The organism is Fodinicola feengrottensis (assembly GCF_039530045.1).
GTDB classification, from domain to species: Bacteria; Actinomycetota; Actinomycetes; order Mycobacteriales; family HKI-0501; genus Fodinicola; species Fodinicola feengrottensis.
The window spans coordinates 425,139-446,017 of sequence record NZ_BAAANY010000020.1; the positions used below are offsets into that span (position 1 = coordinate 425,139).

Here is a 20,879-nt window from a genome sequence, read left to right on the forward strand (position 1 = left end):
ATGGGGATGCCACCGGCAGCCGAGCGTCTGGACCTGCCAGAGAGCGCCCGCGCGGTCCTGCGCGCGCTCGTCACCGACGGGCCGGCTACCCGGCCACAGCTCGGCCACACACTCGACCTGTCCCGGCCGACCATGTCGGTGGCGATCGCGGAGCTGGCCAAGCTGGACCTGGTGACCAGCCAGGGCACCACCAAGGGGAGCACCGGTCGCAGCGCGGTCATTTATTCGGTGGCGCCGGCCGCCGGGCACGTCCTGGGAGTGGAGGTCGCCGCGACCCGGGTTCGGGTCGCCGCGCACGCACTGGACGGCAGTCAGCTGAGCTCCCGCGAAGAGCGGATGTCGGCCCGCCGGCGCAATGTCACCGCGGCGGCCACCGCCGCGGCCATCGAGCTGGTCAGGAAGGTACGCGCCGATGTCGGCCACCGGCACGGGCCGCTGCGGGACGTCGTCATCGGCGCACCAACCGCCCCGACCGAACATTCCAGCGACCGCGTCGACAGCCTGCGGGTAGACGGCACCGAACAGCTCGTCTCCTCGCTGCCAGTGCCGGCCGAAGTGCCGGTGGTGGTGGAAAACAACGTCAACTGCGCGGCCCTCGCCGAACACCGGCTCGGAGTCGCCCGCAACCAGCGGATGTTCGCGTACCTGCAAGTCGGGGTGAAGATCGGCGCTGGGATCGTGCTCGACGGCCAGTTGCTGCATGGCGCCCACGGCGCCACCGGTGAGGTGTCAAGGATGCCGTTTCCGTGGGGTGAGAACGAAAGTCCGCGGCGCGCTGGACTTGAACACTATCTCGGCTCCGAGGCTTTACTGGAGCGTTGCGCGGCCGCGTGGCCGGCATCGGCTGGACCGCCGCCGCGAGACGCCAAGGCACTTTTCGAGGCGGCCGCACGCGGCGACGTGCATGCGCGGCGAATGGTCGACCGGCATGCGCAGGACATCGGGCGACTCGCGGTTGGCGTGTTGAGCGTCCTCGACCCAGGCCTCATCGTGCTCGGCGGCGGCGTCGGCCAGAACCAGCTGGTGCTGCCCGAAGTCCAGCGGGTGCTGCGATCCCTGGCCTGGGACACCGAGGTCACCGTCGGCGCGTTGGGTGACCGCGCCACCGTCCTTGGCGCCGTTCATCTCGCGATCAGCCGCGCCCTGAACCGCCTCGCCTGACGGCGGACATTGCCGAGGTCGGCGAACTTTGTTAACCTCCAAAACACTCACTCCTGCGACCGAAGGCACGGTCAGCCCTCCATGGACGATGCCGTCGTCGGTATTGACATCGGCGCCACCAAAACCCACCTTGCTCTGGGTACGACGGCGATCGGGACAGCCAGCGCAATCGTGGACGAGCGCATCGTTCGTACGAAGGCGTGGCGGATTCCGGAATCCGCCGCGAATGCGGCCACCCTCGCTGGCCTGGTGTCCGATGCGTTCGGTGCCGCCGCGCTGCGGTTGCCACTCGCGGTGGGCGCCCACGGGTGCGACAACACTGACCAATGCCTGCGGTTCCAGGCCCAGCTCGGCGAGCATTTCGGCGGCCCAGTGCGGGTGGTCAACGACGCCGAACTCATGCCGCCGGCGATGGGAGTCCCCGGCGGGATCGGCGTGGTGTGCGGGACGGGCTCCATCGCCGCGGTACGCGATGAGGCCGACCAGTTGATCACCTCCGGCGGCTGGGGGTGGGTGCTCGGCGACGAGGGCAGTGCCTCCGGACTGGTCCGCGAGGCTGTCCGCGCGGTGCTCACCGAGCTGGACCTCGGCCACCCGCCAGACCAACTGGCCACTCGGCTGATGGCCAGTTTCCAAGCGCCTACTGGCCCTGAGCTGGCGATGTCGTTGAGCCGGTCGAACTCCGCCGACTACTGGGGCAGCCACGCCACCGAGGTTTTCGCCGCCATGGCGGACGGATCCGAAGTCGCGGCCGCGGTGATCCGGGACGGCGGCCGGCAGCTGGCCACCGTCGTCCAGCGGCTGCTGGCCCGCGGCATACCCATCACCAGCGTGGTCGCCGGCGGAGCGGTCATCGCCACCCAACCACTCCTGCGTGATTCGTTCCTTACCACGCTCAAAGAACTGTGTCCGCGGGTAGACGCGCGAGTGCTGGACCGGCCACCGGTGATCGGCGCGCTCGCGATCGCCAGCGGCCTGCCCGTACCAACAGCCAGCTGACCGGCGAAAGGTTCCCATGGACTACTACCAAGCGGTCGCCTCCCAGGCCGCCAACCTCGAGCGCTCCGCGAACATCGTTCGCGAGCAGCTCGGCGCCCTCGATCTTTCCCGCTGGCAGCTGGGAGTTCTCGCGGTGGCGTCGATGGGCGCGAGCTCGCACGCCGGTCACGCGCTGGTCCACCGGCTGGGCCGGTACGGCCGGCGGGCGATCAACGTGGACGCCTCGGAAATCCTCGCGCTGGGCCCGAAATCTGACGTGGCCGACGGCTATGTCTTCGTGTCGGAAGGCGGCCGGAGCAGGGAAACCATCGCGGCCGCCCAACAAATCGGCGGCAACGAGCGGCTGGGGATCACCAACGACCCGACCGCGCCGCTGTCCCAGGTGGTCGATGCCACTTTCGGCATCGGGCACGGCGAGGACAGTCGGGTCTATACCGTCGGATACACCGCCACCCTGCAGGCCTTCGGGCTGCTGGCCACCGCGCTCGACGGCATTTGCGATGGCGACGACTGGCCGGCACTGCCGGCGCTGGTGGATCGTACGCTCACCGATCTCGCTGTCCAGGCCTTCGAAATCGCCGACGCGCTGACCGAAGTGACCTCGATCGACGTGGTTGGCGCGGGGCTGGCGCGCGCCTCCGCCTCTGAGTCGGCGCTGCTTATCCGGGAGTCGACCCGGATCAGTACGGCCGCCTATGAGACGTACCAGTTTTTGCACGGTCCGATGGAGGCACTCACTCGCCAGCGGGCATGCGTTCTTTTCGGCGAGGAACGGGAAGTGCGGCTGGCGCGGTACCTGGCCGCCGCCAAGGTGCCGACCGTGCTGGTCACCTCGGCCACCGTCGCGGCGGCGAAGAACCTCCATGTCGTACCGATCCCGGCGGTCAGCGGACTCTCCAGGGCAATCCTGCAAATCCTGCCCATTCAGCTGCTGGCCGGAGACCTCGCGCGGCGTTTCGGCCTGAAAGTCAACGGATTCCAGCACACTCAGGACGATACGAAGATCGACCATGTTTGATCCGCCCCGCAAAGGTGTGGCATGATCGCTGCGGCGTTGCGGCGACGAGAGGAGGTACGGAGATGACCACCACCGTTTCCGCGCCTCCCGCGAAGTCCTGATCGACGCCATTCTTCGCGGGAAGCGCGTTACAGCAAGGGATTGTTGATGACCGCGCGTATCAAACACGTCACGTTCGACGCCGTCGACCCGGCGAAACTCACTGCATTCTGGTCGCAGGTGTCCGGCTGGCAGGAGGATCCTGACGATCCGAACCTGCCCGAGCACACTGAGTGGGGGCTCGTCTCACCCAGTGGCCCAAACCTGCTTTTCGTGCTGGTGCCGGAAAGCAAGACCAGCAAGAACCGGGTGCACCTCGACCTGATCCCGGACGAACGAACCCGTGACGAGGAAGTCCAGTGGTTGCTGGGCATCGGTGCCAGCCAGGTGGCCGACCACCGCAAGCCCGACGGCAGCGGCTGGGTCATTATGGCCGACCCGGAAGGCAACGAATTCTGCGTCGAACGCAGCGACGCCGAGCGTAAACCGAAGTAATCAGACACCGGCGAAGAATAGGCTAAACGGCCTATTCTTCGTCCTCGGCGCACGGGGGCTGCTCGGCACCGCGGTGCGGTCGACGGTCCATCCCCCGCGCGACGGTCCGCAGCACGATGTTGACCAACAGCACGGCCGCCGTACCGGTGATCGCGACCTGGAAGAGGCCGGCGCCGGCCAGCGAGCCGACCGCGGCCGAGCACCAAAGGGTGGCCGCGGTGTTCAGCCCTCGGACGGTCAATCCCTCTCGCATAATCACGCCAGCGCCCAGAAATCCGATGCCGGACACGATTTGCGCCGCGACCCGGGTCGGGTCCGCCGCACCACTGCCGGACAGGCCACCGAATCCGTACGAGGACATCACCACGAACAGAGTGGCACCGACCGCCACCAGTGCGTTCGTACGCAATCCCGCCATCCTGGCCCGGTATTGCCGCTCAAATCCAATCGCCGCGCCGAAACCGAGTCCGGCGGCGACTCTGATCACCATTTCCAGGGTGGTCATGTCCGTCCACCTCCCTCTCAGCCCCGACCAGTAGAGCCCACCAGAGGTCGATAGTCAAACACTTGCGCAAGTATTGTCACGTGCTTCACGTTCAGGACTTGCTGCGCAGAGTTTCCTTCTTCGCGCGATTGCCGCAGGTGTCCATCGAGCACCACCGACGCGTACCGGGCCGGGAACTGTCCAGGAACAACGCCGAACAGTCCGGGTTCGCGCAGGCGTGCACTCGTACGAGCGCCGGCGAAGTGGCGAGGTCGAGCGCGTCCCGCGCCACCAGCGCCAAGGTCGCGTTCACCACGTCTTCGGCGGCCCAGGTGAGCTGGCCGGACGGCTCCAGCCGCGGCGCCGGCACCGGCCGCGCGGCGGCGGCATTGATCACCTGGCGGTCGGTCGCCGTCGGTTCGGTCGCGATCAGCCCGAAAACCGCTTCTCGCAACTCCTGAGCGGCCTTGACCTGGACGAAGTCCGGTACGCCAGTGGGCTCGGCCGGGCCGCACTGGCGGACCCACTCAGCCAGCGCGGCCGCGTCCGGGAGCTCCTCGACAACGCCCGGTTTGCCGCGCAGGCGCAGCGTGCGGACGAAGTCGAGGCAGAGCCGCCCAGCGCCCTGCCGGAACACCACAGTCATGGACACACCATACCCGTGGCACCGGTTTAACTGGTACGGTTCTGGAACCGGTTAAACAGGTTCCATTGGCGAGAGGCTTTCCGTGACCCTGACGAAGTCGTCCATCAGCACTCAGGCGCCGCCCGGCTGGCTGATCACCCTGCTCGCGGTCGCTTGCGGGCTGACCGTCGCCAACCTTTATTACGCACAGCCGCTGTTGGCAGAACTCAGCCAGTCCTTCAGCATCAGCAAGGTGGTGGCCGGCGGCCTGATCACCGCCACCCAGGTCGGCTACGCGGCCGGGATGCTGTTCCTGGTGCCGCTCGGCGACCGGGCCGAGACCCGCCGGTTGGTGTCCGTGCTACTGGTGATCACCACGATCGGCATGGCGGTGGCCGGTTTCGCGCCGAGCTTCCCGGTCCTGCTGGCGGGCGCGCTGATCAGCGGAGCGACCTCGGTGGTCGTACAGATTCTGGTGCCGTTCGCGGCCGGCCTCGCACCCGATCACCTGCGCGGCCGGATCGTGGGGCGGGTCGTAGCGGGCCTGCTCACCGGCGTCCTGCTGTCTCGTACGATCGGCAGCTGGCTCGCCGAGGCGACCAGCTGGCGGGTGGTTTTCCTGACCGCGGCCGGTTTTATGGCCGTGCTGGCCGTCGCACTGCGGTTCGCGCTTCCGCGCCGCGCGCCCAGTACCACGGTCGCCTACGGCGCGCTCCTGCGATCGACCGTACGGCTTGCCCGTACACACCCGGAACTGCGCCGTCGCGCGCTCTATCAGGCGGCGATGTTCGGCGCCTTCAGCGCTTTCTGGACGACTGTCTCGTACGTGCTGACCTCGCCTCCTTTCGGCTACTCACAGCTCGGCGTTGGCCTGTTCGCCCTGGTCGGAGCCGGTGGCGCCCTCGCAGCGCCGCTCGCCGGCCGGTGGGCCGACCGGGGCTTGTCCAAACCACTGACAGCGACCGCCTTCGGAGTCGCGGCGGTGGCCTTCGGAGTCGCCGGATTTGGCCGGCACAGCATTGTGTTGCTGGCCGTCGCCGCGGTCGCCATCGACATGGCCGTGCAGAGCACTCTGGTCTTCGGGCAGCACACAATCTACCGGCTGGACGCGTCCGCGCGGGCCCGCCTGAACAGCGTCTATCTGGCCACGTTCTTTCTCGGTGGCGCGGCCGGTTCGGAGCTCGGGTCGCTGGCGTACGACCTCACCGGCTGGACCGGGCTGGTGGTTTTCGGCGCTATTCTGCCGATTCTCGCGCTACTGTTCTGGCTGACCGAAAAGCGGACGTGACGTGGCCGCCGGCTGGCGGCACAGAAAACTACAGATTGCTCGCTTTCTGGGGGGAAGCCGGTCAAAACCGGGCGCTGACCCGCAACCGTAGGCGGCTTTATGCCGCGAGTCGGAATGCCCAGAACCCGAGCGGCTCCTGAAGTAAAGCTGTCGAGGTCTACAGGGTGGAGCCCTAGCGATGCCTTCAAAAGGCGGCTTACGTGCCGCGGTGACGGCGACCGTGGCGGTCGCGGTCGTGCTCACTTTCGCGCCGCTGGACAGTCACAGGCTCATCGAACGCAGCCCAATGTCTCGCACTCGACGTTATTCACAGGGCGACCAAGGCTATGTTTGTTATCCACAGAACCGAAATTGGTGGCCCAATTGTCGGTAGTGGCCGGTAAAATCGTGTCATGAGCAGAAAGCGAAGGCGACCGGAATTCACCGACCCGAACAAGCAGTGGTGGCGCACCATGCCACCCAGCGGGGTCCCCCTGCAGATGCTGGAAGAACTCGACCGGTACGGCCGAGCCGACGCGGACACCGCGCTGGCCGCGGTCGAGGCGCTGGACAAGGTGATTTCGTATACGCAGGCGATGCAGATGCGGTTTATGGACCGCTTCACCAACGCCCGCCCCGCTGTTGGCGCAGCGTTCTCTAAATACGCGGCCGGGGAAATCGCCGCAATGCTGACCTGGAGCCTGTCAGCGGCCCAGAAACAACTGAACTTGGCGTACCAACTCGTCCACGAACTCCCCGGCACCATGGCCGGGATGTCTCACGGTCACCTTAACCTACGCAAAGCCTTCACCTTCGCGGACCAGGTCGGCCACCTCTCACCCCAAGACGCCCGCAAAGTCGAAGAAAAGGTCCACCCGGCGCCGACTCGAAAACACCTCGATCGATCCGAGACAAGGCCCGCCGGGAGGTCATCAAAATCGACCCAGCAGCCGCCGAAACCCGCCGCAAGAAACTGGTCTCCGAAAGGCGAGTAGAAAAACCGCGTACGACAGCGCCGGACCGGCATGCAAATTCCATAACGACATCAAAGAACACGGCTGGACCGTCACCCAACCCACACCAGGCCGATTCCTCTGGACCAGCCCCACCGGACGCATCTACGACGTCACACCCAACGACGACTATCCACCACCACCGTTCTAACGGGGCACCATGTGAGGCGTGACCAAGGTCTCGACTTCATCCCCACTGGGTGGTAGCCGCGAGAATCCATGACAACCGTCATGGCCGGCGGCCGCCGAAGCGAACAGGCCGAGACACGCAGGCGCCGCTACAGTTCCCGCCATGACCACAGAACCGCGGGCCGACTATGGAGTCGATGCCCCCTACGCTCCTTTTTCGATGATTCTCATGGGCGTCATCTTCGCCATACTTTTCGTGATATCGCTGCTCTTTCACTGGCCAGCCGCGCTGACGATCTGGTGGGCCGTGTGGACGGTCGGCATGCTCGCCATGGCCGCCAGCTATCTCTACACGACCCGGCGCGGCAAGGTCAGGGTGTGGGCCGCGCTGCTCGACCAGCTGGCGCTGCGCGGCGACGAAAAGGTGGTGGATCTCGGTTGCGGACGCGGCATGGTGCTCGTGCAGGCCGCCAAACGACTGCCCACCGGACAGGCGGTCGGCGTCGACCTCTGGCGGACCGTTGACCAATCCGGCAACTCCGAGGAAGTCACCGCGCAGAACGCCACGGCCGAAGGCGTACGGGACCGCATCGAGCTACGCACCGGCGACATGACCGAGCTGCCGTTTCCGGACGCGAGCTTCGATCTAGTGGTGAGCAGTCTCGCGATCCACAACATCCCCGGCAAGAGCCGGTTGACTGCGATCGACGAGGCGCTGCGGGTGGTACGCCCCGGTGGCCAGCTGGCGATCGCGGACTTCCGGCACGTGCGGGCATACGCCAACCGACTACGCGAGCTCGGCGCGAACGATGTTCGCGTACGCGGACTGGGGTGGCGTTTTTGGTACGGCGGACCGTGGACGGGCACCAGTCTGGTGACGGCGACAAGGCCGGCGTGACACGATCGCGGCATGACCCGCTATGGCGCTCAATACGGACCTGACTTCACGTTTCTCGGCGTTGACCGGTGCGATCTGACTGACCCGACGACGTACGAGGGCGCTGACGTGGTGATCCTCGGCGCCCCATTCGACGGCGGCACCTCGCACCGGCCGGGCACCCGGTTCGGGCCGCAGGCGATCCGGGCCACCGACTACCTGCCGCACGACGGGTCGCGACCGAGCCTCGCGTTGCGCACCGACGGGCTCAAGGACCTACGGGTGCTCGACGCCGGCGATGTGGAGATGTTTTCCGGTGACGCGGCGAAATCTCTCGCGGACCTGGAAGCGGCGGTGGAGCAGGTGTCCGGTTCCGGAGCGATTCCAGTGATCCTCGGCGGCGACCACGCGATCGCTTTCCCGGACGCGAAAGGTGTGGCCAACGTGCTCGGCCATGGCCGAGTCTCGATGATCCACTTCGACGCGCACGCGGACACCGGGGACATCGAGTTCGGCTCACTGTGGGGCCATGGCGCGCCGATGCGCCGGCTGATCGAGTCCGGCGCGCTGCGGGCCGACCGGTTCCTGCAGATCGGCCTGCGCGGTTACTGGCCGGAGCCGGCGACGCTAAACTGGATGGCCGAGCAGAACATGCGCTCGTACGAGATGACCGAGGTGGTCCAGCGCGGCCTGGACGAGTGCCTCACCGATGCCTTCGCGATCGCGATGGACGACTGCGACGGCGTCTTTCTGTCCGTGGACATCGATGTCTGCGATCCGGGACACGCGCCCGGCACCGGCACCCCCGAGCCCGGCGGACTGTCCGCCCGCGAACTACTGGACTCGGTCCGGCGGATCTGCCTGGAGTTGCCGGTGGTCGGCGTCGACGTGGTGGAGGTCAGCCCGCCGTACGACCACGCCGACATCACCGCCGCGCTGGCCAACCGGGTCGTGTTGGAGTCGCTCAGCGCGATCGCCCGCCGTCGCCGGGATGCCCGCGACGGCACCACCTGGAATCAGCTGCTGCCACTGCTCGCCGACCGGCCCGATCCCGGCCAGCGGTAGGGCAAACCTGCCAGAAAACTCGTGCGAAAGGACTGCGACCGTAGGTCATCTGGGTCCCAGTCCCGCATCCGCGGATTGGCGGCTGACGACTGTCCGTACGAGCACTGAATCCGGCTGCCCTCATGACAGGCCGGGCGCGGTCTGACCGCGCCGGCCTCGGTAGCCTCGGTGGCGTCACATTGAGGCCGCCACCTGGTCTTTCACACCATCGTACGAGAGCGCGTCGGCTTTCCCGGCCGTCCGGGGACGATTACGCTCCGTGTCATGAACGAAGACTTCATGGCGGTCTGAGACCGCACCGCGCAAACGTACGAAACGATCACCCCGTTCTTCCAGCCCATGGGCCGGCGGCTGGCCGAGCGGGCCGAGCTGAAGCCGGGCGACCACGTGCTCGATGTTGCCTGCGGGACCGGGACCTCGCTGGTACCAGCCGCGTTGGCGGTCAGCCCGACCGGGCGGGCGGTAGGCGTCGACTACGCGCCGAGCATGGTCGCGGCCGCCCGGAGCGCGTTGCGTACGGCAGGCGCCGACCACGCCGAGGTCATCGAGATGGACGCCTCCCGGCTGGAGTTCCCGGACAACTCCTTCGACGTGGTGCTCTGCGGGATGGCGTTGATCTTCGTCGGTCTGGACGGCGGGCTGGCCGAGATCGCTCGGGTGGTGCGCCCCGGCGGCCGGCTGCTGGTCACCGCCCCCGGGGCGGTGACCGAACCTTTCCAGATCTTCGAGGAACTGTGCCGAAAGTACGACCTGAAACCGCTGCCGATCGGAGAAGTGCCAGACCTCGCCGACATTCCCGCCAAGCTACCGAAGGCCGGTTTGGTCGACATGCAGGTGATGCCCGACCAGTTCACGTTGGCGTTCGCGAACGCGGACGACGTGTGGCAGTGGCACTGGTCGCATGGCCACCGGTGGTTCCTCGAACAGCTCGACGACGAGCGGCTGGCGAGCTTCAAACAGGACCTGTTCGACCGCCTCGCCCAGTTGCCGAGCCTGTCGGTCATCCAGCCGTTCGCTGTCGTCCAGGCGAACAAGCGGTCCTAGTGCTCGGCTGCTGGCCGAGCTGCGCCGGGCCAGCGGTCTGGGTGGCCGAAGCCGCGCACTGGCGGTTCTGACCGTACGGATTGTTCGTCGCCGGTTTACGCCTCCTGAGTGAGAGCACACCGGCGGCGAGCGAGGCGATCCATGACGAGCAGCGTGGCCGAGCGGGGATTCCTCGCACTCGCCGGTGAAGACGAGGTCGTACGCATGGCGACCCACCTGCGTACGACCGGCCGGACCGGCGACTTCCTGGCCGCGCTCGGCGCCCGGATCGACGGGTTGTCGGCCGGCGCTTATGGCGAGGTGGAGCGGGGCGTAGGCCGGCTCGACGCGGCCGCCGACGGATTGGCCGCGGTCGGTGCGCACCTGCTCGCCGCGCAGGCCCGGCTGGAGTGGGCCGAGCTGCGTACCGACCGGGCCGACGACACCCGGGCCGCGATCGTGGCCTGCCTGGACACGTTCGAACGCGCCGAGATGCATTCCTGGGCTCGGCGATGCCGGCGGCTCGCTGCCGCGCGCGGCATGCACCTGCCGGCCTCCGAGCGGCTCGAACCGCTCAGCCGGCGGGAATCTGAGATCGCCACGCTGGTCGCCGACGGCCTCTCCAACGCGCACATCGCGCAGAGACTGACGATCAGCGAACGTACGGTCGAATCACACTTGCGGAACAGCTACCACCGGCTGCGGCTGGAGTCGCGGGTCGCCCTCGCCCAATGGGTGCGGACGTCCCAAGCCGCAGGAAACTAGCCGAGTGAGCTGATGCCGCCGTCGACGGGGATCACCGCACCCGTGACGAAAGTGCTGGCGCGGCTGGCCAGATAGATCGCGACGCCGGCCATGTCCTCGGGGCGGCCCATCCGGCGAAGCGGAGCCATCTTGCCGAACTCGTCGCCGTACTGGGCCAGCAGGCCGGCCGTCATTTTCGACTCGAAAGGACCGGGTGCGATCGCGTTGACCAGGATGTCCGGCGCGAGGTCCCGGGCGAGGTGACGGGTGAGCATGTGGACAGCGGCTTTGCTGGCGCTGTACGAATAGTTGTCGAAGCCGCGCGCCGGCACCCGGATCCCGTCAATACTCCCGATGTTGACGACCCGAGATGGGTCGTCCGGGGTGGAAGCGGCCCGCAGCTGCGGAAGCAATAGGCGGGTCAGATGGAAAACGCCCCGGACGTTCAGGTCGAGCACCTTGCTCCACCCGGAGTCCGGGAATTCCTCCAGCGGCGCACCCCAGGCGGCCCCGGCATTGTTGAAAAGCGCATGGACCAGCGGCTCCTGGTCGGCGATCTGGGCGGTCAGCGCGAAGCAGCCGGCCTCGGTGGACAGGTCGGACCGGAATGCGGTCACGTCACCGTCGGCCCGCAACCGTTCGGCGGCGTCGGTCAGCTCAGCTTCCTTGCGGCTGCTGATAATCACCCGCGCCCCGGCTCGCAGCAGGCCCTGGGCGATCATGAAACCGATCCCCCGGCTGCCGCCGGTCACCACCGCCACCTTGCCGCTCAGATCAAACAGGTCCACTGACGCTCCTTGGGTTTAGGTCAACCTAGCGCGGGTGTTCTGCGTCAGCCGTTCGGCCAGCTCGTCCAGATCGGAGACAAACCACACATCGGTGCCGCGGTTCGACTCGCGGACCCAGTCCCGGAACGGCTCGCTGGCCGCCGCGTACGAGGAAATGTCACCGACGATCGCCACTCTGACCTGGTATCCGACCAGTTTCCCGACCATCGCGCCGGCAATCCCCGTACTCAGCTGGAAAAAGTCGCCAGCCAGCCGGCCGACCGGGATGGCCGCCCAGCGGGTACCGAGGCCGTACATGCTGCCCAGCACGTCGACCGCGTCCGCGTCGCCGACCATCGCCGGACCGTCCTCCGCGCAGACAAACACGTTCACGCCGGACAGCTCCAGCACGGTGCCGATCATGGCGTGTCCTCCAGAATCACGTGGATCATTTTCAGCATTTCACCAGTGGTTTCCAAACCACCCAACAAAACAATCTTCAGACTTGCCCGCTCCTGGTCGTACACAGTGTCGATGCGCAGCCGGCCGTCGTCGTACGGGCGACCGTTCGCCGAGCTCATCACCGCCGTCGCCAGCCGGCTCACCAGAGCTGGGCTGGCCGCGTCGACCTGCACGATGCTCGACACCTCGGCGTGCCGCTGACGGGACACCGTCTCGCGTACCGGCGCCGGCAGCGCGCCACCGGTGAACGTCTCGACTTCCTCGCTGGAGATCCGGTATTGCTTGCCGATCCGGACCGCCTTCAGCCGGCCGTCCCGCACATACCCCCGGACCGTCTTCACATGCAGGTGGAGCAGGTCCGCGACCTGCTCCACCGAATACAACTGGGGCCCCATGTTCCCTAACCTACCCTATGCAAGGAGCGATAGGGAATGATAGGGAGTTAGGATCGTACGGTCGACAGGGCCTCGACGTCGTCGGCGGACAGCTTCACGCCGGCCGCGGCGATGTTGTCCTCCAGGTGGTCGACGCTGGACGTGCCCGGGATCGGCAGCATGACCGGCGACCGCTGCAGCAGCCAGGCAAGAGCAAGTTGCGAGCCGCTGACGCCGAGCCGCTTCACGATCGACCCCAGCGGGCCGCCCGGCTCGGCGAGCTTGCCGGTGGCCAACGGGAACCACGGAACAAAGGCAATGTCGTTCGCCTCGACGAAGTCCAGCAGCGCCTCGGACTTTCGGTTCGTCAGGTTGTAAAGGTTCTGTACGGACGCGATAGTCGCCGTTTTCTGTGCTTCCTTCAGCTCATCGACGTCCACTTCGGACAGTCCGATCAGACCGATCTTTCCCTCGTCCTGCAGCAGTTTCAGCTCGCCGACCTGATCCGCGAGCGGCACCTTCGGGTCGATCCGGTGCAGCTGCAGCAGCGGGATCCGGTCCAGGCCGAGGTGCCGGAGGCTGAGCTCGACCTGCTGGCGCAGGTATTCCGGGCGGCCGACCGCCCGCCAGTCGTTTGGCCCGGAGCGGGTGAAACCGGCCTTGGTCGCGATGATCACGTCATCCGCGTACGGGTGCAGAGCTTTCTTGATCAGTTGCTCAGCGACAAATGGGCCGTACGAGTCCGCCGTGTCGATGAAGTTCACGCCCAGCTCAACGGAGCGCCGCAACACTCGTACGGCCTCGGCTGGGTCCTCCGGATCGCCCCAGACGCCCGGACCGGTGAGCTGCATGCTGCCGAAACCGAGCCGGTTGATCGGGTATTTGCCGCCCAGCACGTACGTCCCGGACTGCGCGGCCGAAATCGTTGCCATCGAAAGCTCCTTACGAGGTGTCCTTTCGGCGCAAACCTGTCGACGCCGGCCCTCATTCCCGGCAGACTGATCTGTCACACCGGCACCGGCGGCTCGACCGCGGGTTGTCCTGACCGCCGGCCGCTCACCAGACCGAACGCGAGGCCACCGGCCACCGCGAGGCCACCGACAAGCTGGGACAGGCCCAAGGTGCCAGCGCCGACCAGCGGCGCGACGAGGGCGGCCGTCAGCGGCAGGATGCCGGCGAACAGCCCCGCGTGTTCCGCGCCGACCCGTTGCAGCCCGGTGTACCAGCTGATGAACGCGACCACGGTGACCAGCAGCGCGATCCACAACAGCGCCAACGCCTCCACCGGGGTCGGCCACCGCAAAGCCGCCGGCCCGTCCAGGACCAGGGCAAGAACGAGCGCTTGTACGGTCGCCAGCGCGGTCGTATAGCCGGAGACACCGAGCGCCCCGAGGCGGCCCAGCAGCGGGATCGCCAACAGCGAGAAGGCCGCCTCGCCAGCGAGCGCCAGCAGCGAAAACGCCAGCCCCGCTGGGTCGCTGCGGCCGAAACCCTGCACGATCGCGGCGCCGGCGACCACCAGGCCCGCGGCCACCAGAATGCGTCCGGACGGACGTTTTCGGGCCGCCAGCGGCACCACGGTGGCCAGCACGACCGGCACGCAGCCGACGATGACGCCTGGTACGGCCGGTTCAGCGGTTCTGAGCGCGAACAGGATCGCCAGGTTGAAGCCGACCAGCCCGGTCGCCGCGAGCAGCGCCAGCAAACCCCACTCGCGGGCCGTCACCCGATGTGGTGGCGGCGCACCGCGCCGGAAGGCCAGCGGCAGCAGTATCAGCGCACCCAGCGCGTACCGGATCGCCTGCCCGCCCGCGTACGGGTAATGCAGCAGCAAGCTGGAAGCCGGAAAGGAGCTCCCCACCAGCATCATCGCCAGCGCACAACACAGCCCACCACGGATCTTGTCCACACCCATGGTGCCAACGTACGAGCCGCTTGGCCCTGGAGTTAAGGGCCATTCTCGCCTCGATGGACTGGTCCATAGACGTCAGCGGATGCCGCGTTCCGGGTACGGCCGTCCGTCGGCTATTCGCCGGTAGCCGAAACGGCTGAGGTCGATCGTGCGGAATTCACCATGCAGGATCAGCTCGGCCAGGGCCCGCCCGACACCCGGCGCGTGCATCATGCCGTGGCCGGAAAACCCGCTGGCCAAGGAGAAATTCCGCAGCACAGCCGGCCAGGTCCCGATGATCGCGTTCCCGTCGAGGCGGTTCTGGTCGTAGTGGCCGACCGTTGTCGAGTGCAACCGGGCGCGATCCAGCGCCGGCAGCCGGTGCGCCAAAGCCGGCCAAACAGCGGTGTCGAAATAGCTCGAGTCGATGCTGTCATCGAAGCCGCCCGGGTGGGTGAAGTCGACCAGCCCGACCGACAGTCCGTCGCCGGCCGGACGTACGGCCAGGCCGGCCGGGTCTTTGATGAACGGGAGCAAGGAAAAGTCGCCGTCCGCGCGGACGAAATGCTCGTAGCGACGCATCGGTTCGACGGGAATCGGTAGGCCGACCCTGGCCGCCAGCTCGGCTGACCAGCAGCCGGCCGCGTTGACCACATGGCCGGCCGGCAGGACATCGCCCGACGCCAAGTCCACGGCGGTGATTTTCCTGTCCCGTACGATAAAATTCACCACCCGATCGCGGACGAATCGAGCCCCGAGCCGCTGGGCCGCCCGCCGGAATCCCATCAGGAAGGCGTACGGGTCGAGCCAGCCGTCGTCCGGCGACAGCACCGCGCCGCCCAGATCCTCGGTCGCCAGCAACGGATACCGGTCGGCAACCTCAGCCGCAGCCAGCCAGAACGCCGGTACGCCTGCTTCCTGCTGCACCAGCAGATTCTCTCGCAAGGCGCCGGCTTGGTCGCTGCTGGCAACGAAAAGGTAGCCGTTCGGTCGCCACCCGAGGTCGGTGTCGGCGAAATCCGGCCACGAGTCGATGAAGTCCAACGTATATCGGGAAAGCTGAATGTTCTCCTGGCAACTGAAGAGCTGCCTGATGCCGCCGGAGGCACGCGGGCTGGCGGCGACCGCATAGGTGGGATCCGGTTCCACCACCGTCACTTCCAGCCCAGGATCGCCCCGAAGCAGAAAGACCGCGGTCGCGCAGCCAATAACCCCGCCACCCACAACGACCACATCCGACATCAGGCCCCCTGCTCGACATTGGCACGGGTGTGCGCGAAATGCGCCCGGAGAGCGGCCTCGGCGGCGTCCTGATCGCCGCCACTGATCGCGGTCGCGATGGCGCGGTGCTCTGCCAGCCCGGCGCGGGCCTCCCGAGTCGAGTAGTGGTCGCGCTGGCGTACGTCCCGAAGCAGATCCAGTTGCAGACGGACCAGCCGCTCCACCATGAAGTTGCCGGTGGCGGCGGCGATCGCGGTATGAAAGCGGGCGTTGTCCTCCCAGCTGCCGCTGGAGACCCGCGCGGCCTCCAGCAGCGGCTGACCATCGGCACCCTCCGCCACCTTTCGGGCCGCCAGCCGGGCCACCTGGACCTCCAGCATTTCCCTTGATTCCAGCACATCCAGGATCGCGGCCCGTTCCAGCCGGAGAATCACCCCGACCGGTGACAGCCGTGCCGAGATGTTGGCGTCTCGCACGTACCTGCCGCCGCCCGGCCGCGAGCGCACGATGCCGCGCACCTCCAACACCCGGATCGCCTCCCGCAGCACGTTCCGGCTGACTCCGAAACGCTCCGCCAGGTCGCGCTCAACCGGCAGCCGAGCGCCCGGCGGGATCTCCCCGGTCGCGATCAACCGCAGAATCTGCTCCACCACCAGCTCGTACAGCCGCGACCCGGTCACCGGCTCGAAAACGTCCTCTGACACCACTGGCTCCCGAGGTATAGTGGGTCACTGGGTGACCCAATTGTACGCCATGAGAGAGGTGCCGATGACCACCGAGCTGCGGCGCCTTGCCGCGGACTTCTGGGACTGGCGGGCCGCCACCGCGCCGGCCAGCACCGACGACCTGACCAGGATGGACCGCCCGACGGGCTGGTTACCCGACTGGTCGGCGAGCGCGGTGGACGCCCGCCGGCAGGCCGCCGCGGGCTTTCGCGTACGGCTCGCCGCGCTGGCACTGGATGCCGAGCCGGTGGCCGTACGGGTGGACGGCCGGCTGATCCAGTCGGCGATTGACCGGGTGTACTGGGAGCTGGACCTGCAGCGCGGCTGGCGGCGCCATCCGGGCTTCTATGTCGAGCAGGCGGTGGTGCCGATCTTCGAGGCGATGCTCCCGCCAGGGCCGTTCAACGACCAGCGAGCCGCTGGGATCGCGGCTCTGCTGGCACATCTGCCGGAGATTTTGGCCCAGGCGCGTACGAACCTGGGCCCGGACGCCGTCGGGCCGTTCGCCACCCTCGCGCTGCGAGAGCTCGACCAGATGCCTACCAGCTTGGCCGCCTCGATGGCCGCACTGGCCCCGCATTTATCCGCAGAACAAAGGAAAACGGTCGCCATCCACGCCGAGGCCGCGGTCGCCGCGCTGACCGGCTACCGGCAGTGGCTGGCCGCGACGCTGCCGAGCTTTCGCGGCGAAGTCGCGGTAGGCCCGGCCGCCTTCGGCTTCTTCCTGCACAAGGTCGCGCTTTATCCGCATCCGGCGGACGAAATCGTGCTGCTGGCAAGGCACGAATGGCAACGCGCGGCGGCCGCGGAGGCGATTCTGTCTCAGCGGCACCGAAACGCTCCCCCGCAGCTCATCGCGTCCAGTACGGACGCGCAGGTCCGCAGGGAGGATGACGACGAGCGGCGCCTTCGGCGGTTCTACGCCGACACCGACCTGCTCAGCCAACCGGACACCCTCCGGCGCTATCTTTTCGCCCCTATGCCGGACTATCTCGCGCCACTGGCTTGGTACGGGCTGGCGGACGACCTGACCAGCGCGGCACGCGTCGACCAGAACGCTCTCCGTTACGTGGCGCCGCCAAGCGACACACTGCCGTACTTCGAGCGTGCCAAGGCGTACGACCCGCTGTGCGGCGGCCTGATCCACGAAGGCGTCCACGCCCAGCAGCAGGCACTTTCCTGGCGCCACCCCAATCCCATCCGGCGACACCATTACGACTCGCTGCCCACCGAGGGCATCGCCTTTTACCACGAGGAAATGACGCTGCTCGGTGGCCTTTTCGACGACCGGCCGCACAGCGCGACTCGGATCGCCAACTTCCTGCGCCTACGGGCCCTTCGCGCCGAGTTGGACGTGTTGCTCGCACTCGGAGAAATCACCCTCGCGCAAGCCTCTGATCGGCTGGTTCGTACGGTCCCGGTCGATCCGCGGATGGCCGAGCACGACGCCGCCGGGCTCGCCGCCACGCCGGGGCAGCGGTTGAGTTACCAGGCTGGAAAACAGCAGATTCTCGACCTCCTGGCGGCCGCGCAGCTGCACTTGGGCACGGCTTTCGACCTCGGCCGATTCCACGATCGGCTGTGGCTGGAAGGCAACGTGCCGCTCGCCTTACAACGCTGGGAATTGCTGGCGGAATCCGACCATATTGAGGCGGCCGACCGCCTTGCGACCGCGCTGTCGCGGAAAGGCGATGACAGATGACTGAGGAGTTCCTGGCCCAGTGGGGCCGCACCCGACAGTTGTCCCTTGGGGTGCCCCGAAAGTTCACCGTGAGCCCGGACGGACAACAAGTCCTGTTCGTACGCACCAAGTCGGGCACCGATCCGGCCAGCTGCCTGTGGCGGCTCGATGTCCCCACCGGCACCGAAACCCTGCTCGCCGACCCGTCCACGCTGCTGGGCGACCGCGCGGATGACCTCACTCCCGAGGAGCGGGTACGACGGGAGCGCGCTCGGGAACGGTCGACCGGCATCACCGCGTACGCGACTGATTCCGACGTCGAGCACGCGGTTTTCGCGCTGGCCGGTCGACTGTGGACAGTCGAGGTCGGCACCGCCGCGGTACGAGAATGGCCAACCGCCGGCCCGATTGCCGACCCGCGCCCCAACCCGGCCTTCACTGCTGTCGCTTACGTTTCGGCCGGGTCATTGCACGTCATCGACCTCGCGGACGGCACCGACCGGGTGCTGGCGCGGTCCGAGGCGGCCGACCTCACGTACGGACTGCCCGAGCACGTCGCCTCCGAGTCCATGCACCGGTTCCGCGGCTACTGGTGGGCGCCGGACGGCCGCCGGCTGCTGGTCGCTCGCGTCGACACCAGCCCGGTGGAGCGGCTTTATCTCAGCGACCCAACCCATCCCGCCATTGCGCCCACGATGCTGCGCTATCCGCTGGCCGGCACCGCGAATGCCGAGGTGACGCTGTCCGTACGCGACCTCGACGGCACCTCGGTCGCGGTCGAATGGGACCGTGACGCGTACGAATATGTCGTCGACGTCCACTGGTCAGCCCACGGATTGCTGCTGGCCGTGCAAAACCGCCCGCAGACGACCCTGCGGCTGCTGTCCGTGAACCCAGACACCGGCATGTCCACTGTCGTCCAGGACGACCACGATCCACAGTGGACAACGATAGTCGCCGGGGTACCGGCCCGTACCGACGCCGGCGACATCATCACCGCCGCGGACAGCGAGAACACCCGAAGGCTGGTCGTCAACGGCCGGCCGGTCAGCCCGGTCGGGCTGCAGGTGCGGGAAGTTCTCGGTGTCGACGGTGAAAACGTGCTGTTCACCGCGTCATACGAACAGACCGAGGACCACCTGTGGAAATATGCGGCTTCCTCCGGCGTCGTCGCGCTCACCGACACTCCCGGTGTCCACAGTGGAGCGTTCGGCGGCGGTACGACGGTCATCGCCAGCCGTACGGGCGAACGCCATGGCGTCGAGATTTCCGTTCAGCGTGACGGAAGACCGGTCGCCGCGATCGCCTCGTTGGCTGAATTGCCGGCGCTGACAGCTCAGCCGCATTTCCTTCGGGCCGGCAAACAGGAATTCCGCACCGCGGTGCTCTTCCCTGCCGGTCACGTGCCAGGCAGCGGGAAACTGCCGGTGCTGATGGACCCGTACGGCGGGCCGGCCGGACGCCGAGTGCTGGCGGCCCTGGACGGCTATGTGAGTTCGCAGTGGTGGGCGAACCAGGGCTATGCGGTGGTCATCGCGGACGGTCGCGGCACGCCTGGCCGCGACCCTGCCTGGGATCACAGCATTCACCTCGACAAGGGAGACGCGGCGCTGGCCGACCAAATCGTCGCCCTGCACGCGGCCGCCGAGGCGTTTCCCGACCTGGATCTGCGCCGGGTCGGCATCCGCGGCTGGTCGTACGGCGGCTATCTGTCCGCTCTCGCGGTGCTGCGACGCCCGGATGTCTTCCACGTGGCGGTGGCCGGCGCGCCCGTCACCGATGTTTACCTTTACGACACGCACTATCAGGAACGCTTTCTCGGGCATCCAGCCGAACACGCTGACGTTTACGACCGTGGTTCGCTGATCGCCGACGCGCCCAACCTGTCGCGGCCGCTGATGCTGATCCACGGGCTCGCCGACGACAATGTGCTGCCGGCGCACACCCTGCGACTGTCCGCGGCGCTGGTGGCCGCCGGCCGACCGCACACTGTGCTGCCGTTGCCGGCCGCCTCGCACATGCCCACCGACACCAACGTCGTGGCGAATCTTTTCGCTCTGCAGGCCGAATTCCTGGCTCGCGCTCTATGCCCACCAGGTGGATGAGGCGATTTCGGTGAACCCGAGGGAATCGTACAGCGGTTTGCCGGCCCGTGACGCGCTGAGTGTCACGGGCTGGTCCTTCAGATAAGCCAAAACCGCGTACATGAGCTCCCGGCCAACCCCGCGCGAACGATGCTCGGGCAAGGTGGTCACCCAATAAACACCACCAACGCTGCCGTCAGCCACCGTCATGCATGCTCCCGCCAGCGTTCCGTCCCGCGATATCAGGAAAAGGTCGATCCCGTCGCGGGCCAGCAGGCTTGCCGGGAACACCTGACCCAGCTGGTACGGCTGGAAGTTCTCCAATGCGAAGCCGTGCACCACGGTGCGCTCGGCCTGCTCCAACTGCTCCGGGAGCTCGACCCGAGTAACCTCCAAAGACGACGGCGGAAGAGCCGCGCCGGGCTGCCGGATCATCACCGGCAGCTGTCGCGAGGTCAGCCCCAACGCGGACAGGTCGACCACGCCGAAAGCGTCCTCGACTGTGACTTTCCCGTCCGCGCGGCCCTTTATCAGCGCGGTCAGCTCGGCGAGGTCATCACTGGACGGTTCGGCCGAGAGCACCATCATGCGCATCCCGCCACGCTCGCTGCCGTGCACGCAAAGGAATCCGGGCCGGCGTACGATCTGATTCCCGCGGGTTTCGCCCAATGCGCACCAGAAAGTCGCCGCATTGTGGACAGCCAGCTGAAGCGAGGTCGCCTGATCGGTCATGAT

The 20,879-nt window shown here is 67.3% G+C and carries 21 protein-coding genes and 1 pseudogene; 12 read left to right on the plus strand and 10 right to left on the minus strand.

The features are described 5' to 3' along the window. From ABD301_RS26070 to ABD301_RS26085, 4 genes are all read left to right on the plus strand, one after another. Positions 1-1,161 carry an ROK family protein gene (locus tag ABD301_RS26070; RefSeq protein ID WP_344313095.1) on the plus strand — a complete coding sequence of 387 codons (1,161 nt, stop codon included), beginning with the start codon at positions 1-3 and terminating at the stop codon, positions 1,159-1,161. Positions 1,162-1,242: 81 nt separating this feature from the next. Next, positions 1,243-2,160 (plus strand): N-acetylglucosamine kinase, encoded by a 918-nt coding sequence (locus ABD301_RS26075; RefSeq protein WP_163566777.1) that lies wholly within the window; start codon positions 1,243-1,245, stop codon positions 2,158-2,160. A 16-nt stretch (positions 2,161-2,176) separates the two neighbouring features. Beyond that, positions 2,177-3,178 (plus strand): SIS domain-containing protein, encoded by a 1,002-nt coding sequence (locus ABD301_RS26080; RefSeq protein ID WP_344313096.1) that lies wholly within the window; start codon positions 2,177-2,179, stop codon positions 3,176-3,178. A 147-nt stretch (positions 3,179-3,325) separates the two neighbouring features. Next, a complete protein-coding gene (locus ABD301_RS26085) occupies positions 3,326-3,712 on the plus strand; it encodes a VOC family protein (RefSeq protein ID WP_163566774.1) in 387 nt (128 codons plus the stop codon). 55 nt (positions 3,713-3,767) lie between these two features. Here ABD301_RS26085 and ABD301_RS26090 read toward each other — a convergent pair. Together ABD301_RS26090 and ABD301_RS26095 are read right to left on the minus strand one after the other, a co-directional pair. After that, a pseudogene (locus ABD301_RS26090) lies at positions 3,768-4,217 on the minus strand (MgtC/SapB family protein); the annotation flags it as partial. Between the two features lie 91 nt (positions 4,218-4,308). Further along, a complete protein-coding gene (locus tag ABD301_RS26095; RefSeq protein ID WP_344313097.1) occupies positions 4,309-4,842 on the minus strand; it encodes a CGNR zinc finger domain-containing protein in 534 nt (177 codons plus the stop codon). Between the two features lie 82 nt (positions 4,843-4,924). Between ABD301_RS26095 and ABD301_RS26100 the strand changes: the two genes are divergently transcribed. The 6 genes from ABD301_RS26100 to ABD301_RS26125 all read left to right on the plus strand — a co-directional run bounded on the left by ABD301_RS26100 (position 4,925) and on the right by ABD301_RS26125 (position 10,960). Further along, the gene (locus ABD301_RS26100; protein WP_344313099.1) at positions 4,925-6,109 is read left to right on the plus strand and encodes an MFS transporter; all 1,185 of its coding nucleotides are present in this window, start codon (positions 4,925-4,927) and stop codon (positions 6,107-6,109) included. Positions 6,110-6,501: 392 nt separating this feature from the next. Then, positions 6,502-7,083 carry a DUF222 domain-containing protein gene (locus ABD301_RS26105; protein ID WP_163566772.1) on the plus strand — a complete coding sequence of 194 codons (582 nt, stop codon included), beginning with the start codon at positions 6,502-6,504 and terminating at the stop codon, positions 7,081-7,083. 310 nt (positions 7,084-7,393) lie between these two features. Further along, entirely contained in the window at positions 7,394-8,128 is a 735-nt protein-coding gene (locus tag ABD301_RS26110; RefSeq protein WP_163566771.1) for a class I SAM-dependent methyltransferase, read from the plus strand. Between the two features lie 12 nt (positions 8,129-8,140). Further along, positions 8,141-9,172, plus strand: a complete 1,032-nt coding sequence (gene speB, locus ABD301_RS26115; protein WP_344313100.1) for an agmatinase — start codon at positions 8,141-8,143, stop codon at positions 9,170-9,172. Between the two features lie 339 nt (positions 9,173-9,511). Continuing rightward, entirely contained in the window at positions 9,512-10,216 is a 705-nt protein-coding gene (locus ABD301_RS26120) for a class I SAM-dependent methyltransferase (protein WP_163566770.1), read from the plus strand. A 141-nt stretch (positions 10,217-10,357) separates the two neighbouring features. Then, positions 10,358-10,960, plus strand: a complete 603-nt coding sequence (locus ABD301_RS26125; RefSeq protein WP_344313101.1) for a helix-turn-helix transcriptional regulator — start codon at positions 10,358-10,360, stop codon at positions 10,958-10,960. On the opposite strand, the gene ABD301_RS26130 is transcribed toward ABD301_RS26125, so the two are convergent. From ABD301_RS26130 to ABD301_RS26160, 7 genes are all read right to left on the minus strand, one after another. Then, positions 10,957-11,727: an SDR family oxidoreductase gene (locus ABD301_RS26130; protein WP_344313102.1), complete on the minus strand. Its 771-nt coding sequence runs from the start codon at positions 11,725-11,727 to the stop codon at positions 10,957-10,959. The genes ABD301_RS26125 and ABD301_RS26130 overlap by 4 nt on opposite strands. 15 nt (positions 11,728-11,742) lie before the next feature. Next, positions 11,743-12,129, minus strand: coding sequence for a DUF4180 domain-containing protein (locus tag ABD301_RS26135; protein WP_163566769.1), 387 nt, complete (start codon positions 12,127-12,129; stop codon positions 11,743-11,745). Then, the gene (locus ABD301_RS26140) at positions 12,126-12,563 is read right to left on the minus strand and encodes a helix-turn-helix domain-containing protein (RefSeq protein WP_163566768.1); all 438 of its coding nucleotides are present in this window, start codon (positions 12,561-12,563) and stop codon (positions 12,126-12,128) included. The genes ABD301_RS26135 and ABD301_RS26140 overlap by 4 nt, the downstream gene beginning before the upstream one ends. 47 nt (positions 12,564-12,610) lie before the next feature. After that, positions 12,611-13,474, minus strand: coding sequence for an aldo/keto reductase (locus tag ABD301_RS26145; RefSeq protein WP_344313103.1), 864 nt, complete (start codon positions 13,472-13,474; stop codon positions 12,611-12,613). A 74-nt stretch (positions 13,475-13,548) separates the two neighbouring features. Further along, complete coding sequence (locus ABD301_RS26150; RefSeq protein ID WP_344313104.1) at positions 13,549-14,457, minus strand: DMT family transporter; 909 nt, start codon at positions 14,455-14,457, stop codon at positions 13,549-13,551. Between the two features lie 72 nt (positions 14,458-14,529). Further along, positions 14,530-15,675, minus strand: coding sequence for an NAD(P)/FAD-dependent oxidoreductase (locus ABD301_RS26155; RefSeq protein ID WP_344313105.1), 1,146 nt, complete (start codon positions 15,673-15,675; stop codon positions 14,530-14,532). Then, complete coding sequence (locus ABD301_RS26160) at positions 15,675-16,358, minus strand: FadR/GntR family transcriptional regulator (RefSeq protein ID WP_344313106.1); 684 nt, start codon at positions 16,356-16,358, stop codon at positions 15,675-15,677. Before ABD301_RS26160 ends, ABD301_RS26155 begins: the two co-directional genes overlap by 1 nt. 64 nt (positions 16,359-16,422) lie before the next feature. On the opposite strand from ABD301_RS26160, the gene ABD301_RS26165 reads away from it, so the two are divergent. Further along, the gene (locus ABD301_RS26165; protein WP_344313107.1) at positions 16,423-18,081 is read left to right on the plus strand and encodes a DUF885 family protein; all 1,659 of its coding nucleotides are present in this window, start codon (positions 16,423-16,425) and stop codon (positions 18,079-18,081) included. Continuing rightward, complete coding sequence (locus ABD301_RS26170) at positions 18,078-20,165, plus strand: S9 family peptidase (RefSeq protein ID WP_344313108.1); 2,088 nt, start codon at positions 18,078-18,080, stop codon at positions 20,163-20,165. Before ABD301_RS26165 ends, ABD301_RS26170 begins: the two co-directional genes overlap by 4 nt. Here ABD301_RS26170 and ABD301_RS26175 read toward each other — a convergent pair. Continuing rightward, entirely contained in the window at positions 20,145-20,876 is a 732-nt protein-coding gene (locus tag ABD301_RS26175) for a GNAT family N-acetyltransferase (protein WP_344313110.1), read from the minus strand. The genes ABD301_RS26170 and ABD301_RS26175 overlap by 21 nt on opposite strands. Positions 20,877-20,879 lie beyond the last annotated feature (3 nt).

Bases quoted from the DNA above. Each gene is read 5' to 3' on its own strand.
- ABD301_RS26070 (WP_344313095.1), top strand. From the start codon at position 1: ATGGGGATGCCACCGGCAGCCGAGCGTCTGGACCTGCCAGAGAGCGCC.
- ABD301_RS26075 (WP_163566777.1), top strand. From the start codon at position 1,243: ATGGACGATGCCGTCGTCGGTATTGACATCGGCGCCACCAAAACCCAC.
- ABD301_RS26080 (WP_344313096.1), top strand. From the start codon at position 2,177: ATGGACTACTACCAAGCGGTCGCCTCCCAGGCCGCCAACCTCGAGCGC.
- ABD301_RS26085 (WP_163566774.1), top strand. From the start codon at position 3,326: ATGACCGCGCGTATCAAACACGTCACGTTCGACGCCGTCGACCCGGCG.
- ABD301_RS26095 (WP_344313097.1), bottom strand. From the start codon at position 4,842: ATGACTGTGGTGTTCCGGCAGGGCGCTGGGCGGCTCTGCCTCGACTTC.
- ABD301_RS26105 (WP_163566772.1), top strand. From the start codon at position 6,502: ATGAGCAGAAAGCGAAGGCGACCGGAATTCACCGACCCGAACAAGCAG.
- ABD301_RS26110 (WP_163566771.1), top strand. From the start codon at position 7,394: ATGACCACAGAACCGCGGGCCGACTATGGAGTCGATGCCCCCTACGCT.
- speB (WP_344313100.1), top strand. From the start codon at position 8,141: ATGACCCGCTATGGCGCTCAATACGGACCTGACTTCACGTTTCTCGGC.
- ABD301_RS26120 (WP_163566770.1), top strand. From the start codon at position 9,512: ATGGGCCGGCGGCTGGCCGAGCGGGCCGAGCTGAAGCCGGGCGACCAC.
- ABD301_RS26125 (WP_344313101.1), top strand. From the start codon at position 10,358: ATGACGAGCAGCGTGGCCGAGCGGGGATTCCTCGCACTCGCCGGTGAA.
- ABD301_RS26135 (WP_163566769.1), bottom strand. From the start codon at position 12,129: ATGATCGGCACCGTGCTGGAGCTGTCCGGCGTGAACGTGTTTGTCTGC.
- ABD301_RS26140 (WP_163566768.1), bottom strand. From the start codon at position 12,563: ATGGGGCCCCAGTTGTATTCGGTGGAGCAGGTCGCGGACCTGCTCCAC.
- ABD301_RS26145 (WP_344313103.1), bottom strand. From the start codon at position 13,474: ATGGCAACGATTTCGGCCGCGCAGTCCGGGACGTACGTGCTGGGCGGC.
- ABD301_RS26150 (WP_344313104.1), bottom strand. From the start codon at position 14,457: ATGGGTGTGGACAAGATCCGTGGTGGGCTGTGTTGTGCGCTGGCGATG.
- ABD301_RS26155 (WP_344313105.1), bottom strand. From the start codon at position 15,675: ATGTCGGATGTGGTCGTTGTGGGTGGCGGGGTTATTGGCTGCGCGACC.
- ABD301_RS26165 (WP_344313107.1), top strand. From the start codon at position 16,423: ATGACCACCGAGCTGCGGCGCCTTGCCGCGGACTTCTGGGACTGGCGG.
- ABD301_RS26170 (WP_344313108.1), top strand. From the start codon at position 18,078: ATGACTGAGGAGTTCCTGGCCCAGTGGGGCCGCACCCGACAGTTGTCC.
- ABD301_RS26175 (WP_344313110.1), bottom strand. From the start codon at position 20,876: ATGACCGATCAGGCGACCTCGCTTCAGCTGGCTGTCCACAATGCGGCG.